16 protein-coding genes and 1 pseudogene are annotated in these 19,380 nt (G+C 28.0%); 3 read left to right on the top strand and 14 right to left on the bottom strand.

Annotation, left to right across the window (positions count from 1 at the left end):
- Positions 1-61 precede the first annotated feature (61 nt).
- From H9660_RS10210 to hflX, 4 genes are all read right to left on the bottom strand, one after another.
- Entirely contained in the window at positions 62-709 is a 648-nt protein-coding gene (locus H9660_RS10210; protein WP_191750280.1) for a YigZ family protein, read from the bottom strand.
- Positions 706-2,109 (bottom strand): aminotransferase-like domain-containing protein, encoded by a 1,404-nt coding sequence (locus H9660_RS10205; protein ID WP_191750279.1) that lies wholly within the window; start codon positions 2,107-2,109, stop codon positions 706-708. The genes H9660_RS10210 and H9660_RS10205 overlap by 4 nt, the downstream gene beginning before the upstream one ends.
- An 11-nt stretch (positions 2,110-2,120) precedes the next feature.
- On the bottom strand, positions 2,121-3,020 hold the full coding sequence (locus tag H9660_RS10200; protein WP_191750278.1) for a nucleotidyltransferase domain-containing protein: 900 nt from the start codon (positions 3,018-3,020) through the stop codon (positions 2,121-2,123).
- Positions 3,021-3,128: 108 nt separating this feature from the next.
- Positions 3,129-4,925, bottom strand: a complete 1,797-nt coding sequence (gene hflX, locus H9660_RS10195) for a GTPase HflX (RefSeq protein ID WP_191750277.1) — start codon at positions 4,923-4,925, stop codon at positions 3,129-3,131.
- 355 nt (positions 4,926-5,280) lie between these two features.
- Here hflX and hpt point away from each other — a divergent pair, with 355 nt between their 5' ends.
- A complete protein-coding gene (hpt, locus tag H9660_RS10190; RefSeq protein WP_191750276.1) occupies positions 5,281-5,814 on the top strand; it encodes a hypoxanthine phosphoribosyltransferase in 534 nt (177 codons plus the stop codon).
- Between the two features lie 89 nt (positions 5,815-5,903).
- Here the strand turns inward: hpt and yunB are convergent, their stop codons facing one another.
- Complete coding sequence (gene yunB, locus H9660_RS10185; protein ID WP_191750275.1) at positions 5,904-6,557, bottom strand: sporulation protein YunB; 654 nt, start codon at positions 6,555-6,557, stop codon at positions 5,904-5,906.
- A gap of 106 nt (positions 6,558-6,663) precedes the next feature.
- Between yunB and H9660_RS10180 the strand changes: the two genes are divergently transcribed.
- A complete protein-coding gene (locus tag H9660_RS10180) occupies positions 6,664-9,342 on the top strand; it encodes a transglycosylase domain-containing protein (protein ID WP_191750274.1) in 2,679 nt (892 codons plus the stop codon).
- Positions 9,343-9,546: 204 nt separating this feature from the next.
- Positions 9,547-10,944 (top strand): alanine/glycine:cation symporter family protein, encoded by a 1,398-nt coding sequence (locus tag H9660_RS10175; RefSeq protein ID WP_191750273.1) that lies wholly within the window; start codon positions 9,547-9,549, stop codon positions 10,942-10,944.
- Between the two features lie 55 nt (positions 10,945-10,999).
- Here H9660_RS10175 and H9660_RS10170 read toward each other — a convergent pair whose 3' ends face one another.
- The 9 genes and pseudogenes from H9660_RS10170 to H9660_RS10130 form a co-directional block, all read right to left on the bottom strand.
- Entirely contained in the window at positions 11,000-11,839 is an 840-nt protein-coding gene (locus H9660_RS10170; RefSeq protein WP_191750272.1) for a hypothetical protein, read from the bottom strand.
- Between the two features lie 353 nt (positions 11,840-12,192).
- A complete protein-coding gene (locus tag H9660_RS10165; protein ID WP_191750271.1) occupies positions 12,193-13,092 on the bottom strand; it encodes a dihydroorotate dehydrogenase in 900 nt (299 codons plus the stop codon).
- Positions 13,093-13,112: 20 nt separating this feature from the next.
- A complete protein-coding gene (locus H9660_RS10160) occupies positions 13,113-13,856 on the bottom strand; it encodes a dihydroorotate dehydrogenase electron transfer subunit (protein ID WP_191750270.1) in 744 nt (247 codons plus the stop codon).
- 11 nt (positions 13,857-13,867) lie between these two features.
- Positions 13,868-14,743, bottom strand: a complete 876-nt coding sequence (pyrF, locus tag H9660_RS10155) for an orotidine-5'-phosphate decarboxylase (protein ID WP_191750269.1) — start codon at positions 14,741-14,743, stop codon at positions 13,868-13,870.
- 9 nt (positions 14,744-14,752) lie between these two features.
- On the bottom strand, positions 14,753-15,949 hold the full coding sequence (locus H9660_RS10150) for a dihydroorotase (RefSeq protein ID WP_191750268.1): 1,197 nt from the start codon (positions 15,947-15,949) through the stop codon (positions 14,753-14,755).
- A gap of 17 nt (positions 15,950-15,966) precedes the next feature.
- Entirely contained in the window at positions 15,967-16,398 is a 432-nt protein-coding gene (locus tag H9660_RS10145; RefSeq protein WP_191750267.1) for an aspartate carbamoyltransferase regulatory subunit, read from the bottom strand.
- Positions 16,399-17,322 (bottom strand): aspartate carbamoyltransferase, encoded by a 924-nt coding sequence (gene pyrB / locus H9660_RS10140; protein ID WP_191750298.1) that lies wholly within the window; start codon positions 17,320-17,322, stop codon positions 16,399-16,401.
- Positions 17,323-17,572: 250 nt separating this feature from the next.
- Complete coding sequence (locus H9660_RS16600) at positions 17,573-18,730, bottom strand: LysM peptidoglycan-binding domain-containing protein (protein ID WP_191750266.1); 1,158 nt, start codon at positions 18,728-18,730, stop codon at positions 17,573-17,575.
- Positions 18,731-18,952: 222 nt separating this feature from the next.
- Positions 18,953-19,380, bottom strand: a pseudogene (locus H9660_RS10130) (transposase); the annotation flags it as partial.

The raw sequence follows: 19,380 nt of genomic DNA, 5'->3' as shown, positions 1-19,380 counted from the left end.
AATTAAAATTTATAAATACAGTGAAAATTATATCACAATTATTTTTCCCTTACAAATTTTCTTAAATCAATTTATAAAGTCTATTTTCTTCTTTAAAGTAAATATCCTCATCACTTTTATTAATAATTATCTTTCCATTAGATATTTCAATAGCCTTTTTTTCAATTTCTTTTGCTAATTCTAATTCAGCTAATAAGTTTACTACAACTTTATCTGTGTACTCCGTTTCTTCAATATGCCAATTATTTTCATTACAAGTATATTGAATTTTACCTAGCATATCATATTCCATTTCTAGAGATACTTTAACACCTCTTACTTTCTCTACTATTCCTCCTGCTTTTAAAGCAACAGAGGCTCCTTTTGTATATGCTCTTGTAAGTCCACCTGCTCCAAGTAGTATTCCTCCAAAGTATCTAGTTACTACAATGGCACAATCAGTTATATTACTTTTTTTCATAACTTCTAATATAGGAATTCCAGCAGTTCCTTGTGGTTCTCCATCATCACTATATCTTTGAATCCCCATATTTTCTCCAATTATATAAGCAAAGCAATTATGTGTTGCCTGCTTATGCATATTTTTTATTTCATTTACAAACGCTTTTGCTTCTTCTTCCGTTTCACATCTTTTTGCATATCCTATAAATTCTGATTTTTTCTCAATAAATTTATCTTCCCCAAAATTTCTTATAGTAACATAACTCATTTAAGTTCCTCCTTTATTAACTCTATGCCTTTTATTATCTTTTCTTTGCTTGCTTGTGAGAAACTAATTCTAAAAAATTCTTCTCCACTAATTGAATCTCTAAAGAATATTACTCCTGGAGTAATATAAAGATTTTTTTCCTTTAATTTATAAAATAGTTCTTTTGATGTGATATCCTTATTCTTTATCTCTAAATTTATATACAATCCTCCTAAAGGATCTATATAATTTACATTATCACCAAGCTCCCTATTTATTAATTCTTTCATTAATAAATACTTTTCCTTATATATATTTTTTTGATACTCTATATTTTTCTTCCAAAAACCTTCACTTATATACAATTCTAAAGCTCTTTGCATAAGACTTGAAGTTGCAATATCAGTGTTTATTTTGGATCTTTGAATACTTTCTGTAAAAGAAGAAGGTGTAATCATATATCCAAGCCTTATTCCAGGTAAAAATACCTTTGAAAAACTTTTTATATAAATTACTCTTTCATATTTATCTAAACTTTTTAAAGGCTCGTGTCTTATATCTTCACTATATATAAGTTCAGATAAATAATCATCTTCAATAATATAAAAATCATATTTATTAGCTAGCTCTAATAATTTAAGTTTCTTCTCTAGACTATAACTTATACCTGTTGGATTATGAAAATAACTCATAGTATAAAAACATCTTATGTTGTTCTTTTTTAATATTTCTTCAAAAGCTATTAAATTTATACCATCCTTTTCTAGCTCCACTTCAAATATATTAGCTCTTCTCCATTTAAATACAGATATAGCTCCACCATAAGTTGGTTTTTCTACTATTACATTATCATTTATATTTACAATTGCCTTGGCAGCAATATCGATTCCTTGTTGTGCACCTGAAACTATAAGTATATTATTTAAATCTATCTTATTTTCCCAAAATGAATTATTTATTGTTTTTCTTAAATTTTCATATCCAAGAGATTCTTTTATTATTAATGCATTAGCCCCATCTCTATCTAGAACCTTATTAATTACATTTTTAAAATCATCCATAGGAAAGTACACATCTGAATTTGTTTCTCCTGTAAAGTCTATAATTTTTTCAAAATCATCAGATGATAAATTTTTAAATATTTTTGAATATTCCCTATTAAAAGATGAAATAGATTCTTTTCTTTTTGCATATGTTCCAGAGCCAACCTTTTGGTAGGCATAACCATCTGTCTGTAGCTTTTTATAAGCATTTACTATAGTAACTTTATTCACTTCTAAATTACTAGATAATTCCCTTATTGTAGGTAACTTTTCACCATCTTTAATTTTCTTACTATCTATTAACTGTTTTAAATGATTCGCAATTTCAATATATTTAGGAATATCTTCTTTAAAATATATGTCATAAATTTTACTCATAAATCCCCCAATTATTTTTTATAGCTATAAACATTTTCCATAGCTAATAAACTCCCTTTTGAATCTCTAAATTCTCTTTTTTCCTTATTTATAATATTAATTTCATAAAGAATCTTTAAAACTTCTTCTATTTTTATCTTAAAATTTTTGAAATATGGATCAAGTTTTATTTCATGTGAACTTAAAGGTTTATCTTGATTTTTAATAAATGAAATCAAATCTTTAGTTATTTTTTCCATATTATATTCTAAATAAATCTCCATATATTTTATTAAATCCTTTATACTTTCATCGCTAACATCGCTATAAAGCAATTTTTTAACTCTATCATTAAGATCATCATTAAAATTACATGCCATTGTTAGGGAATCTTTTGTTACATTGTATCCATTTATACTTAAATAAATCATAGAGAAATTATTAAGTGCTCTTATTAGAAGCTCATGTGCTGTGTATCTACTACCTTTGCTTAAGTACTTTTTACATATCCCAACTTCTTTAAGAAAATTTCCTAAGTAAACTAAATTCCATCTTCCCTTATCTGAATCAATCATATAAATTATTTTTTGATATAATTCTGTTATTTCACTATCTATAGAATAAATTAATCTTGATGAAATTAAATAGTCTTTAATTAAATTTATCTTTCCTGATTCATTATAGTAATTCTTAAAAGATTCTTTACTTAAAAATTTTATATGTACTGGTATTTCTAAAACTTCCGAATATACATCCCTAATCTCATCGAAATCATCTTTATAAATTGCAAATAAATCTATATTAGATCCTTCCCATAAATCACCACTAACCATACTCCCAAAAACAAATATTGAAAGGATATTAGTATTTTTCTTAAGTATTTCTGTTATTTCTTTATAGGCATTTTGATAATCTACAACTGATTTTGCCATATGATTCCCCCTATTCATCCCATTGTATCATTACAATTATTATATAGAATATATATAAAAACTGCAATAAAGTGTAACCTTCATTGCAGTTTTAACATTAAAGCATATTTATTTTAATATATTTACAACAAATTCTTTAGTTTTATTATATATTTCATCATCAACTTCTACTAACATATAAGTACCATTATCTTTATAATCTTCTTCTAATACTCTTCCATTTCTATGAAGATATGAATTTATATCACTTCTATCATAGGATATTAAATATTCACATTTTTTCATTTTATAAGGTAATTTTTCTTCTATTAAATCTAATAATCCATCTAGATTCTTACCTTCCTTAGCTGATATTTCTATTACTAAATAATCAGTGCAAGCTTCTCTTATGCTTTCTAAGTTTTCTAAACTCGCCTTATCAATTTTATTTAAAACTAAAATTGTTTCTTTATCCTTTGCACCTAATTCCAAAAGAACCTCTTCTACTGCTTTTATTTGATCTAATGCATATTCACTAGATGCATCTACTACATGACATAAAAGATCTGAGTAAATAACTTCTTCTAAAGTTGATTTAAATGCTTCAACTAAATCATGTGGTAGTTTTCTTACAAATCCAACTGTATCTGTTATAGTTACTACTCCCTTATTTTTAAGCACAATAGATCTTGTAGTTATATCTAAAGTTGCAAAAAGCATATCTGCTTCAAAAACTTTTTCCTTTCCTTGAACTTCCTTTTGGGCTGCTAAATCACATAAACTATTTCTAAGGGTAGATTTACCAGCGTTAGTGTATCCTACAAGAGAAACCTTTGGAATGCTTTCCTTATTTCTTTTTTCTCTTTGAACTTCTCTATTTTTCTTTATTTTTTTAAGCTCATCATTTAAGTCATAAATAGTTTCTTTTATATGTCTTCTATCAGTTTCTAATTTCTTTTCCCCGGGTCCTCTAGTTCCAATACCACCACCTGTTCTTGAAAGCATAGTTCCAAGACCTTGAAGTCTACTCATTCTATATTTTAACTGAGCAAGCTCTACTTGAATTTTAGATTCCTTACTTCTAGCTCTTCTTGCAAAAATCTCTAATATTAAAGTTGTTCTATCTATTACTTTAGCCCCAAGAGCTGCTTCTAAGTTTCTTACTTGAGAACCTGAAAGTTCATCATCAAAAATAACTAAATTAGCATGCTTTGTTTGCCTTAAAGAAGCAATTTCTAAAACCTTACCCTTTCCTATATAAAAGGCTGGATCTACTTTGCTCCTACTTTGGTATACAGAATCTAAAACAGGTATATCGCAAGCTTTAGTAAGTTCTTTAAGTTCTTCTAAACTTTCCTTACTATCTGAACCAACTAAAATTGCCTTTTCACCTTCCTCTTCTATAACTTCTCTCTCTTTTATTAAGCCTTCTATATGTTGTATCTTATCTAATATATTAATGGAAAGTAACTTTTCTAAAGATAAATTTAGACTTTCTTCATAGTCTAACAAATCATTAGTTATTGTAATCATTCCTAATGAGTAGTCAGTTATATTTCCATTATATACACCGATTGCTACAATAGCATCTAGCTTCAATTTTAATAAAGCCGATACATCTAAGGCTGAAAGATTAGAAAATCCATTAGGATGTGTATGAATTACTCTTACACCAGACAATCTCTTTTCTCTTATATCTATCATTCCAATTTCTACTGATGTAGAATCTCCAATAGCAACTGAAACAACCTTACCTCTTCTATCTATAGCAACACTTATTTCTCTTTCTATTATAGAAGATATTCTAGAAATGATATTTATTATTTCTTCACTACAAACCTCATCTTTTAAAACCTTTATCCTATAAAGATTTTCAAGTTCTTCAATATATGATTTTTTTATTCCATCTATGTTTCCATATATCATTAAAGATCACCTACTTTTTTATATTATTTAATCCTTTACTTTCTATTAATTATGTTTATATTATAAGCTATTGTCAAGCACTAATAAGATTGCAATGCAATCTTAAATGAAAAGTGTAGAATGAATAATGTAAAATTAAGGTTGTTTTGCACAGCAAAACTTAAACTTAATTTGTGCAAAGCACTTTTTAGTTAAAAATCCGGAGTAGTTTTTTCATTAATTCTACATTCTTAATTTTTCATTATAAAAATGCTAGCATTTTTAAACTAATGTTGCAAATATTATAGAAAATATGTAGTATAATATAATATACAGTTTATTAAAGCTGCACTTTTATTTAGGAGGTTTTATTTAAATGGAAGATAAAAAAAGAAATATTCTTTTTACAGAAGAACAAATTAAAAATAGAATAAAAGATCTTGGTAAAGAAATTACTGAAGATTACAAAGATAAAAAGCTTTATGTTCTACCTTTACTTAGAGGAAGTTTTGTTTTTGGAGCTGATTTATTTAGGGCATTAGATTGTAAAGCTAAGGTTGGTTTTATGACTACTTCAAGTTATGGTCATAGTGAAGAAAGCACTGGCGAAGTTAAAGTTGTTAACGATATTCCTGATAATATTGAAGGATGGGATGTTCTTATAGTTGATGATATAATTGATACTGGATATACAATGGAATTCGTTATTGATTATGTAAAGAAACGTGGTGCTAGATCTGTAAAGACTTGTACATTATTAGATAAACCTTCTAGAAGAAAGGTAGATTTAAAACCAGATTATTGTTGTTTTGAAATAGAAGATTTATTTGTAGTAGGATATGGTCTTGACTATGAAAGCTTCTATAGAAATGTTCCTTATGTTTTTAACTGGGAAAACTCAGATAAGTAATATTTAATAAAGATTATTATTGTAATTATAAATAATAATTTGAATAACTTAAAACTCCCTTTCGGGAGTTTTTTATTTTCTATTCTTAATTACTTATTTAGTTCTATAGCTGTGTTTGGTATTTTTCCAACTATAATAGTTTCTGATATGGGAATTTGACAAACAATATCTACAGACTTGCTATTTAATGGTACTATCATTTTCATCTGCATATTTATGTTAAGATATATCTTATGTCTAGTTTGGTTAATTCCAGCACTTTCAAATACAGATTCATAACTACTTGTAATATTTCCAATTTGATTCATCTTAATATTTATCTTTGGTCCTAAGTTATAAAAAACTAGATTCTTTGTAAGATAGCCTAAAGGAATATTCATTCCTACTTCTTCTAATTCATCTATCTTTTTATTTGATGCTAAAATTAGTTTTGAAACTAGATAATTAAGCTTAACTGTATCTGCCCTAAGCAATGTAATATTTCCCTCATTATCCTTTTCTATAATTATCATATTATTATAATCAAAATCTTTAGAGTAAATTTCTAGTGCAGTTTCATTAATTATAGAAGTTGCTTCTCTTCTAAGATTTTCTTCACCTATAGCTAAAGCAGCAGGTAAAATATTTTTATTAAAAAAGTACATAATAGAATTAAATAGAACGAAAATGGCAATAATAACCATTATAATCTTAGGATGTTTAATTTGGAATCGCATTTTGGATTTTTTTGTATAATACTTCATAGGCACCTTCTCGAGTTATTATTTTACTCTTTATATAAATATGCTATAATATAGTATATTATTTATTTACACCATTAAATAATTATAAATTATAAGGGAGGAACAAATGGCTAATAAAAATACTTCTAGAAAAGAAAAAAGCCAAGCTAATGTTAAAAGTAATAAAAACACTAGCAAAAAAAATAAAAAGAATAAAAAACAACCTATATATAAGAAAATTTTAAAAGGTACATTTCTTACAATACTTATAGCTGGACTTCTATGTTTTGTGGTTGGACTTGGATATGTATTTGCTATAATAAAAAGTACAGAACCTCTAGATGTAAATGCAGTATTAAGTTTAAATGAACCTTCTATGCTTTTTGATAGTGAGGGAAATTATATTGATAATTTACCAACTAATGAAGAACGATATAAAATATCCTTAGATGAAATGCCTACTTATCTTAAAGATGCTTATGTCTCAATAGAAGATGAGCGTTTTTATACACATAATGGTATAGATATAAAGAGAACTTTAGGCTCTGCCCTTAGTTCAGGTATTTATTTCTTTACCGGAAAAGGTAATATTCAAGGTGGTTCAACCTTAACACAACAATTAATAAAGAATACTCTTCTTACAAATGATGTTAAAATAGAAAGAAAAATCAGAGAAATATATCTTTCTATAAGTTTAGAAAATAAATTGTCTAAAGATCAGATTTTAGAGGCATATTTAAACACTATTCCTTTAGGAGGAAGAGTATATGGTGTAGAAGCTGCTGCAAGATATTATTTTGATAAAAATGCTATAGACCTAAACTTACCAGAATGTGCATTTTTGGCTGGTTTAACTCAAGCTCCTACTACCTATAGTCCTTATTATCCAGATAATATAGAAGATCCTACTATATATTTAGATAGAACTAAAACTGTTCTAATGAAAATGAGAGACTTAGGTAAAATAACAGAGGAAGAATATGATGATGCATATGCTTTTGTAGATGCAAATCAATTTGAATTTTCACAAACAGTTATTTCTTATAAAATAAACTATGAATGGTTTGTTTATCCTGCTATAGATCAAGTAAGAGAAGACTTAAAGGAAACTTATAAATATACTGATGAAGAAGTAGATAGATTATTCTCAACTGGTGGACTTAAAATATATACTACTATGGATAGAGCTATGCAAGACTCTACTCAAGCAGTTTTAGATGATAGAAACAGCATACAACAACTTGATATATATGCAAACCCAGAAGTAACTGATGAAAATGGTACTCCTGCTCTTCAAGCTGCTGCTGCAATTATGGATTATAGAACAGGTGAAGTTAAGGTTTTAGTTGGAGGAAGAGGTGAGCAACCAGCAAGATCTACTAATAGAGCTTACGATGCTTTAAGATCCATAGGTTCTACAACTAAACCATTAACCGTTTATGGACCTGCTATAGATACAAAAACTGTAACTGCTGGTACTGTTTTTGATGATGCATTATTACCATCTTCAATTAGTTCTAAATATAATAATTATAATCCTCAAAATTGGAACTTTAAATCTGATGGATATATTACAGTTAGAAACGCACTAGCTTTATCTAAAAATGTTCCTACAGTTATGATTGAAGATAAACTTGGTATTGAAAATGGTTTATCTTATGGAGAAAAATTAGGTATAATTTATGGATCAAAATCAAGAACAAGTATAGCTACACTTTCTTTAGGAGAATTCACAGGGTATGATGCAGAAGATGGTTCTATAGATGGTGGTAATCCATTTATCCTTGCAGCCGCTTATGGTACCTTTGGAAATAATGGAGTTTATATTGAACCTAAACTATATACTAAAGTTATAGATTCAAATGGAAAAGTTTTATTAGAAAAAGAAACTGTTCAAGAACAAATTTTTTCACCTCAAACAGCTTATATAATGAGAGATTTATTAAAAGGACCTTTAAGCTTTGATGGTGCTTTAGCTAAGCTTTCAAATATGCCTGTTATTGGTAAAACAGGAACTACTAGCCTTGTTACAGATTTCTTATTTGCTGGATTAACTCCTTACTATTCAGGAGCTGTTTGGATTGGTTATGATGATCGTAGTACAATGACTGGTGCAAGTTACAGTTCATCTGCTGCATCACTATGGGGTGCTATGATGGCTCCAATTCATGAAAATCTAGAATATAAAGAATTTGATGGAAACCCAGGTGGTGTTACTACTGTTACAATTTGTAAAGATTCTGGTAAAATAGCAACAGATACTTGTACTCATGATCAAAGAGGTTCAAGAGTTTACACTGAAATGTTTATATCTGGCACGGAACCAACGGGAGTATGTGATGTACATGTAACTGCTAAAGTTAATAAAAATAATAATAAATTAGCTACGGAAAATACACCAAAAGACTTAATTGAAGAAAGAGTATTTATAAAAAAGTCAAATCCAGCTACTTATGCTGCTGATTATAAATATGTTCTTCCAACTGAAAAAGATGATACTAAAGCTGTTGAGGAATTTAAATTATCAGATTTAGGTATTAAAGTAGGAAGTAACGCTGACGATGCTGTAAATATTCTAAAGGATAAGGGTATTACTGTAACTATTAAGAATAATGAATCTAAAAACAGAACAATCAAAAGCTTATCTTCTGAAAAAATTAAAAAAGGTGAAACTCTAACAATTGAACTTGAAAAAGATAAGCCTGTAGAAAATGAATCTAATCAACCAGAAAATAATAACGATAATAATAACACTGACAATAATGCTAATAATACAAATGAAAATGGGCAAAATAATCAAGATTAAAAAAGAGAGAATTTCTTCTCTCTTTTTTTATTTCATATTTATGAATAATGTTAACAAATTTTATTCACCATATTCAGTGTAATCAATTAAAAAACACTCATTTTCGCCTATTTATGAAATATATAAAGTTTTTTCTTGCATTTTTTCTCATTTTAATATATCATATTTTTGTAAATATCAAATACTAAAGAGGTGGATTCGCATATGGATTACTTAAATTCAATTATACTAGCATTTAATGATATACTTTGGACTTATATTTTGATAGGTATGTTAATAATAATTGGACTTTATTTTACTTTTAAAACTAAATTTGTTCAATTTAGGAATATAAGAGAAATGTTTAGACTATTAACTGATGGTGCAACTAATGATAAAGATACTAATTCTGTTTCATCTTTTCAAGCTTTTTGTATTAGTACAGCTTCAAGAGTTGGAACTGGTAATCTTGCTGGTATAGCTACTGCTATTTCTATAGGAGGTCCTGGAGCTATCTTTTGGATGTGGTTAATAGCCTTAATAGGTTCTGCATCAAGCTTCATAGAATCTACTCTAGCACAAGTTTACAAACAAAAAGATGGTAACAATTTTATTGGAGGACCTGCGTATTACATAGAAAAAGGATTAAAAAATAGATATCTTGGAGTTTTATTTGCAATATTAATAACAATCGCTTTTGGATTAGTATTTAACTCTGTTCAAGCAAATACAATAGCTCTTTCCTTAAATAGTTCTTTTGGATTTAATAAAATTGTAGTTGGCTCTATAATTACTATATTAACAATAGTAATTATATTCGGTGGTGTAAATAGAATAGCTAAAGTTTCATCAGTACTTGTTCCTATAATGGCTATTGCATATATAATCGTTGCTTTATTTATAGTTATTAAAAATATTACATTACTACCTAATGTAATTAAAATGATTTTTGAAAATGCCTTTGGAGTACACCAAGTTGTAGGTGGAGGTATTGGTGCTGCCTTAATGCAAGGTATAAAGAGAGGATTATTTTCTAATGAGGCCGGAATGGGATCTGCTCCAAATGCAGCTGCTACAGCAACAGTATCTCATCCAGTTAAACAAGGATTTATTCAAACTCTTGGAGTTTTTACTGATACATTAATAATTTGTAGTTGTACAGCATTTATAATTTTATTATCTAATGTTCCAATAGATGGTTCTATTAAAGGTATTGAACTTACTCAATTAGCCTTAATTGATCAAGTTGGTTCTTGGGGTGGTATATTTATATCTATCTGTATTTTACTTTTCGCCTTTAGTTCTATAGTTGGAAATTACTATTACGGAGAAGCAAATATCCAATTTATAACTAACAAAAATATTTATTTAAATTTATATAGAGCATTTGTTGGAATTATGGTTTTCTTCGGTTCATTAGTAAGTATGGATTTAGTATGGAATTTAGCTGATGTATTTATGGGACTAATGGCAATTATTAACTTAATAGCTATAGTTTTATTAAGTAAAATAGCTTTTAAAGCTCTAGATGATTATAATAAACAAAAACAACAAGGAATTAAAGATCCAATATTTAAGGCTTCATCAATTTCAGAATTAGATAATGAAGAAACAGAATGGTAAAATAAATATATTTAAATAAAATTTAAAAGAGCTGTCATTAGACTGCTCTTTTTTCTTACTCTATTGCTACTGCCTCTAAATTATAATTAATTATTTCTCCTGTATCCGCTCTTACCAGTGAAATACAATTATCTTTATTATTTTCACTATTTATTCCTATATTAAATACATAAGCTAGTACCATTTCTTTATCCGAAATATTCACATAGCACAAAATTGGCTCTTCTGTTATTATAATATCTAGCTTTAGCATCTTAAAATTCTCTTTTATTATATTATTAGCTTCTTTCTCAGTTATGTTTATATCATCTATATAATTTACATCTGTTACTGGATAATTACTATATCCTTCCAATTCTCCTGTATTCTTATTTATTAGAGTATTTATTTCTTGATAATAATATGGATAACCTTCTCTATATTTATAAAATATCACATTATAAACAGAACTATCTATTCCTTCCTGATTTCTAATTTCCTTAAATTTAAAATCTTCTTGTGTTATTTTTACTAAATATGATTTTGCTAAATATATAGCATCATCTTCACTAATTTCATTTGATTTAAGTGAAACTTCATTTATATTTTTATTAGAAAAACCTAATATGTTATAATCCTTATCTATATCTACAGCATATTTCCCAACTATTACAGAATATTTAATTTTGGAATTTCTATTTGATTTCTTATTTAAAATTTCTTCTTTAATTATCTCTTTTTCTAAATCATTATTTTCTTTAATTATACTATTTTCAGATAACTCTTCAATAAATTTTCTTGCCACCTTTACTTCCTTTTTTCCTATATTTAGTATATTAATTACTATAACACTTATAAAAAATAGCAATACTATAATGATTAAACTAAAAATTATACTTAATTTCTTTGTTCTCATTGTATCCTCCTTAATTACTATATTAATAAAGCCTAAGCTCTATTTAATACAATGATTATTATATAATTATTCATTTTATATTTTACATTATTTAATAATTATTATAAAGATATTTTTTTAATTTTCTCAATAAAAAAGTGTTAAAGTATCATAGCAAGCTCCAAGTCACCTTGATATGATACTTTAACACTTCCAAACTAAAGGAAGGAACTTATAAAAAAGAGATAAGCATTATATTCCTTGCTCCGTCTCATGCGATCCAAGTCACCGTCATACAATGTTTATCTCTTTGCTAACTAAAAAAAATGACATTATACAATAGTTTTATAATAATTTAGTAAAACTACTTTTTTTTATTTTATACATCCTACTATTTCATTTATATCTTTAATTCCTTGTTCTTTACAGAAAGCTTCCATTTCTTCAATAATTTCTTTACCAGCCATTGGATTAACAAAGTTAATAGTCCCTATTTGAATTGCTGATGCACCAGCCATCATAAACTCTATAGCATCTTGTCCATTAGAAATACCGCCTAATCCAATTACAGGTATATTAACAGCCTTTGAAACTTCATGAACCATTCTAAGTGCTATTGGTTTTACAGCTGGTCCTGAAACTCCTGCATAGATATTATTAAATACAGGCTTTCTTTTATATGGATCTATTGCAAAACCTTTTAATGTATTTATTAAAGAGATAGAATCAGCTCCCGCTTCTTCACAGCTTATAGCCATTCTAACTATATCTTCTGCATTTGGAGATAATTTAACCATTAAAGGTTTATCAGCTATTTTCTTTATTTTAGAAACTACATCATAAGCTACATTAGACTTTATTCCAAAAGCCATTCCACCTGATTTAACATTAGGGCATGATATGTTAAGTTCTATCATATCAATGTCAGTTCCTCTTAATTTTTCTATAGCCTCTTCATAATCTTCCATACAACCTCCACCAACATTGGCAATAATGTTAGTTCCTAAAGTTTTCATTCTTGGAAGTTCTTCAGATATAAACTTATCTATTCCTGGATTTTGTAATCCTACTGAATTCATCATTCCTGATGCTGTTTCATAAACTCTAATTCCATCATTACCTTCTTTAGGATTTAAAGTAAGACCTTTTGATGATATTCCTCCTAATATTCCTACATCATAAAAATTATTATATTCTGCTCCAAATCCAAAGGTTCCTGAGGCAGCTATTACTGGATTTTTAAATTCTACTCCATTTATATTTACCTTTAACATTTTAATTTCCTCCTTTGATTTTAAAGCTCAACATAATATCCATCAAAAACTGGACCATCTTTGCAAGTTCTCTTATTACCATCTTTAGTCTTGCAAGTACATACTAAGCAAGCACCCACTCCACAAGCCATATGCTTTTCCATAGATACATATATTTTCACATTCTTTTCCTTACACATATCTATTACTTTCTTCATCATTATTTCTGGACCACAACAAAGAACAGTGTCATACTCTTCAACTTTAATAATATCTGTTACAAATCCCTTGTGCCCATGCTTTCCAGTATTAGTACTTACATATGTATTGTCAGCATATTCTTTTATTTCATCTATTAAATAGATGTCATCTCTAAAGCCTGCATATAAATCTATTTTTGAATTACTATTATTTTCTCTTAGCTTCTTAGCTACCTCTAGCATTGGAGCTGTACCAATCCCACCTGAAACTAATGCAACTTTTCCAAGATCCTCATAAACATTAAATCCATTCCCTAGTGGTCCTGTAAGATTTATATAATCTCCATTTTTAAGATCTACATATTCTTTAGTACCCTTTCCTAATACTGCATATAAGAAAGTTATAGTTCCTTCATTTTTTTCACATACACTTATAGGTCTTGGAAGTAATGTTTGTCCATCTAATTTTAACATATAAAATTGTCCTGCTCTTACTTCATTATTATCTTCAACAACCATTTTATATATTCCAGGAACTATATTCTCATTTGATATAACTTTTGATTTAGTATAAGCCATCTTCATTAGCTCTCCTCCTATAGATTATCTACTGCAGCTCTTATTTCATCTCTCATTCTAATAGCTTCTTCTCTTGCACATAATGCAAATTCTTTTTCTCTTCCTTCTTGCTTTTTATAAGCTAAAAGTATAGCTCTTGAAGAATTAACAACTCCACCATTTCCATTATTTAAATATAAAGCTACATCTTCTGCTTTTCCACCTTGTGCTCCATATCCAGGTATTAAAAAGAACATATTTTTAAATCTTTTTCTTATCTCAATTCCCTCTTCAACGTGAGTACAACCTATTACTCCGCCTATACTTGAATAACCACAGTCTCCAGATACTTTACTACCCATTTCAGTAAGCTTATCTCCAACAACCTTATAAACATCTCTTCCGTCTTCAGTTTTCACCATTTCTATATCTTCTGCACCTGGATTTGAAGTTCTAACTAGTGTGAAAACTCCCTTATTTCCTTTTTCCATATATGGCATATATGGTTCTATACTATCCATTCCCATATAAGGGCTTAAAGTGATAAAGTCAACTTCAAAGTCTCCTTCAAAATGAGCCTTTGCATATTGTTTAGCTGTTGCTGCTATATCTCCTCTTTTTATATCTGCAATTATTATTGCATCTTTTTCTCTTAAATAATCTAATGTTTCTTTATAGGCAAGCATTCCCTTTAATCCTAAAGCTTCATAATAAGCTATTTGTACTTTAAAACAAGCAGCCACATCTATAGTTGCATCTATTATTTGTTTATTAAATTCAACTAAAGCCTCTGTTTCACTTCTTCCTTCGAAAAGATGACTTGGTATATATTCAATAGCAGTGTCTAAACCAACACATACCACTCCTCTTTCCTCTACTCTATTGTATAACTTATCAATTATAAAACTTTTCATATTATCCTCCTACTTCTTATAAAGAATTCTCCCTGATTTTATAGTCATTTGAACTTCACCGTAAAACTCCATACCTTCAAAAGGTGTATTTTTAGCTTTTGAATGGAAGTCTTCTGAATTTATAACTATTTTCTTATCTAAATCTAGTATTACTAAATCCCCATCCATTCCTGGGCTAATAATCCCTTTATTCATTCCAAGTATTTTAGCTCCATTCCTAGACATTATCTCACTTAGCTTATTTAAAGTTATTTCTCCACTTTTAACTAAGCTTGTATAACAAATTGGAAAAGCTGTTTCTAATCCTACCATTCCTGGAGAACCTTTTTCTTTATCTTCTTTTGTATGTGGTGCATGATCTGTTCCTATACAATCAACTACACCATCTTTAATTGCTTTTATTACTTCATTTACATCTTCTTTTTCTCTTATTGGTGGATTAACTCTATAATCATTAATATCTTTAGTTAGACATATGTGATGTGGAGTAACCTCACAAGTTATATTGCTAAAGCTTTTCTTTGCATCTCTAATATATTCAATTGCTTCCTTTGTACTAACATGGCACATATGAAGCCTAGCCCCTGTTTCTTTTGCTAAATATAAATCTCTTAAAGTCATTATATTTTCAGCTATTCTCATATCAAATTCTGAAAAACCTTTGTCTTCTGCATGGGACATTATTACCCATCCATGTTCTTTTGCCTTAAGCATAGCACTATACATTATTTCAGAATCCATAACCCCTACACCATCATCTGAAATTGCTTTAAGTCTTTTATCATCTATAAAATTATCTAAATGACTTATATCTTTTCCATTAAATCCTTTAGTAACAGAAACACATTGGTGTAAATCTACTAATTTTAATTCTTTTTCTCTTTCCCTAACTTTTTCTAAAACTTCTTTACTTGAACATATAGGTTGAGTATTTGCCATCAAACACACACCTGTATATCCACCTCTTAGAGCTGCTCTAGAACCAGTTTCTATATCCTCTTTATATGTTAATCCTGGCTCTCTAAAATGAGCATGTGTATCTATAAAGGAAGGCATTACAACACTTCCCTTTACATCTATAGTTTCTATATCTTCTTTATTTAAATTCAATCCAACTTCTTTTATTAAACCATTTTCGATATAAATATCTCCATTAAAATCCTGTAAACTGTCTATAACTCTAGCATTTTTTATAAGTAAATTCATAGCTACACCTCTTATTCTTATAAATCCGATAATTTTGTAATATTATCACAATAATCACATTTATAAGTTCCTCTATCTTCATTTATTAAACTAAATGTATGAGGTACATAACTTTCTTGTGTAGTTATACATCTTGGATTATTACACACTAAAACTTCTTCTACTTTTTCAGGCAATTCAGGTTTTATTTTCCTTCTTATTTCACCTTCTTTAACTTCATTTATCGTTAAATGTGGTGATAATAAGCTAAGAACTGTATAATCAATTTCTGAAGAATTTTCTATTTTTATAATATCTTTTTTTAACATCTTTTCACTTTTCACATTCATAATTAAAGCTACTTGACTATTAACTTTATCTAATTTCAAATAGTTAAATATTCTTATACCCATCCCTGCTTTTATATGATCTATTACTAATCCATCCTTTATACTAGTTATTTCTAACATTTATAGCACCCCCAAAAGTTTTGAAATTAAAGCCATTCTTACATACATTCCAAATTCAGCTTGTTTAAAGTAGCATGCTCTCTTATCCTTATCAACTTCTATAGCAATTTCATTTACTCTTGGTAATGGATGAAGAACTATCATATCCTCTTTAGCTAAATTCATTTTTTCAACATCTAGTATATAACTATCTTTTAATCTTAAATATTCTTCTTCATTAAAGAATCTTTCTTTTTGAATTCTAGTCATATAAAGAATATCTAATTCATTTATTACATCTTCTAATCTTTCAACTTCTTTAAATTCAATATTATTTTTTAATAATACCTCTTCTCTAATATAAGATGGTATTGATAATTCTTTTGGTGATATAAGTATAAATTTAGTTCCTTCATATCTTGACATTGCTTTAATTAATGAATGAACTGTTCTTCCATTTTTTAAGTCCCCACATATTCCAATTGTGTGATTTTCTAAACCATTTTTTAAGGATTCTATTGTTAAAAGATCTGTTAGTGTTTGAGTTGGATGCTGATGTCCACCATCGCCTGCATTAATTACTGGAACGTTCGAATACATACTTGCAAGTTTTGCTGATCCCTCCATAGGGTGTCTCATTGCAATTATGTCTGAATAGATAGATACCATAGTAATAGTGTCTGCTAAAGTTTCTCCCTTAGCTGTAGATGTTGAGTTTGGTTCTGAAAAACCTAAAATTTTTCCTCCAAGTCTCATCATGGCTGCTTCAAAACTAAATCTTGTTCTAGTACTTGGTTCATAAAAAAGTGTTGCTAATATTTTTCCATCACAAACATGTGAATATTCATTAGGATTTTCTATTATTTGATGAGCTAAATTAAATATTTCTTCTAATTCTTTCTTAGTGAAATCCATTGGATCAATTAAATGTTTATTTTTCATAATTATCACTCCTTGTTAACATCTCTGTGTTAAATTTAAAGGTTTTTTACGCATAAAAAAACTTCCTTGCATGAAGGAAGACATAATAAACCTAAGTATATAATACTTGCTATCTCCCTTACTAACCTCTCTGGATTAAATTAAAGGTAATCTTTTTTTATAGAATACCATTTCTAGTAGCTATTGTCAATAAAGTGTTTGAATAAAATAAGAGAAGGTTGTCTAAGACAACCTCCTAAAATTAATATTTTTTCTATTTAACTCTTAAAACTTGCCCAGGATAGATTAAATTAGGCTTTGTTAAATTATTCAGTAAAGCTATTGCTTGATAAGTTATTCCATATTTACTAGCTATTGAAGATAAGTTATCTCCTTCTTTTACAGTATAGTAAACCCCTTGATTAACCTCACCTTCTATTTTTAAAACTTGTCCTGGATAAATTAAATTAGGATTACTTATTCCATTTATTTTAGCTAATGTTTGATAATCCATACCATATTTTGATGCTATTGATGATAGTGAGTCTCCATATTTTACGGTATAGTAATTACCTTCAATATTTTTATTTTGAATTTTTATTACTTGCCCTGGATAAATTATATTAGGCTCGCTTATTCCATTTAATCTTGCTAACTCTTCATAACTTACTCCATATTTTGCTGCTATATTTGATAAGGTATCTCCATACTTAACTACATAAGTTGTATTTGAAGTTGGATTAGTATTGTTTCCTATATCTACATTTGTATTATTATTGGTATTATTTCCATTATTACTACTGCCTCTATATCCGTTTAGACTCTTCTCTATAACCAATTTAGGATAATCTATTACCATATAATTTTGGTCACAAACTACTCCAGCTATTTTATTGCTTCTAATTAAGTTTGTTTCTCCACCAAACTGCCACATTCCATATTGTCCACTATAAGTGCATTTTTCAGCCCATTGAGCAACCCATATTTCATAATTATTTCTTACTTCATTATTTAAATAGGTTTCTAAAAAAGACTTACTTGAATAAACTCCAACTAAAAAGCCCTTACCTCTTAAATAATTTAACCATGCCTTTGTTACATTAGATGCTTGTTCTTTACTTAAAGCTTTATGAACCTTATCCTCTATATCAAAATATATAGGTAGTTCAAACTTTTTATTAGCTAGAACATTTTTTTCTAAAAATTCTGCCTCTTTTAAAGCTTCTTCTACTGTTGTTGCCATGCTATATTGATAAACTCCTATACTTAATCCTGCTTCTCTAGCATTTTTATAAAACTCTTCAAATTTAGAATCTTTACTTGTACTATAACCGCCTCTTAATATAGCAAATTTAACTCCTTCATTTGAGGCTTGTTTAAAATTAAAATTTCCTTGCCATACACTTACATCTATTCCTAAAATATTTACCACTCTAAATTCCACCTTTGTTATACAATAAATTTTATTTACTTCTTAATTTATTATATTAACTAAAATTTATTATGTTATTAAAAAATGAAATTTTTAATAAATGTTTTAAAGTGGAAAAGCACTCCTTTTGGAGTGCTTTCAGTTTGTTGAAAAACCCCTGTTTTAAAAAAACAGAGGCTTTTTCTATTATAAATTGTGGATAAATTTAATATTAAAAATTTCATAAAATATAATAATAAAATCTGAATATAACAAAGATAGTCTCATAGCTATCTTTTTCATATTCTGTACCGCCGCAGTTAGTAGGCATTGTTCAGAAACTTTTTCGCGTCCGCGGAAGCGAGCATAGCGAAGCCCATGCAGATTTTTTGAATCTGCGAAGCTTCGCTCAACTGTTTCTTTTCTTCTATTATAAATTGCTTTTCCTTTTTCAGTTTTAAGGAAATTTTTATTATCATCTTTATGGTTTTCCCACACATGTCTTCTGATTACTTTATATTTAGACTTTTCTCCTAGACACTTATCTTTATGAGGGCAACACATACAGATTTCTTCGAAGCATCTATATTCTCTATAGCCTTCGCGAGTCGTAGTTTTATATACTAATGCAACATTATTAGGACAAATGTATATGTCTTTATCATAGTCAT

The sequence above is a fragment of the Clostridium gallinarum genome, from assembly GCF_014836325.1.
Lineage (GTDB): Bacteria > Bacillota > Clostridia > Clostridiales > Clostridiaceae > Clostridium > Clostridium gallinarum.
This window is presented reverse-complemented; position numbering and strand designations above follow the sequence as displayed.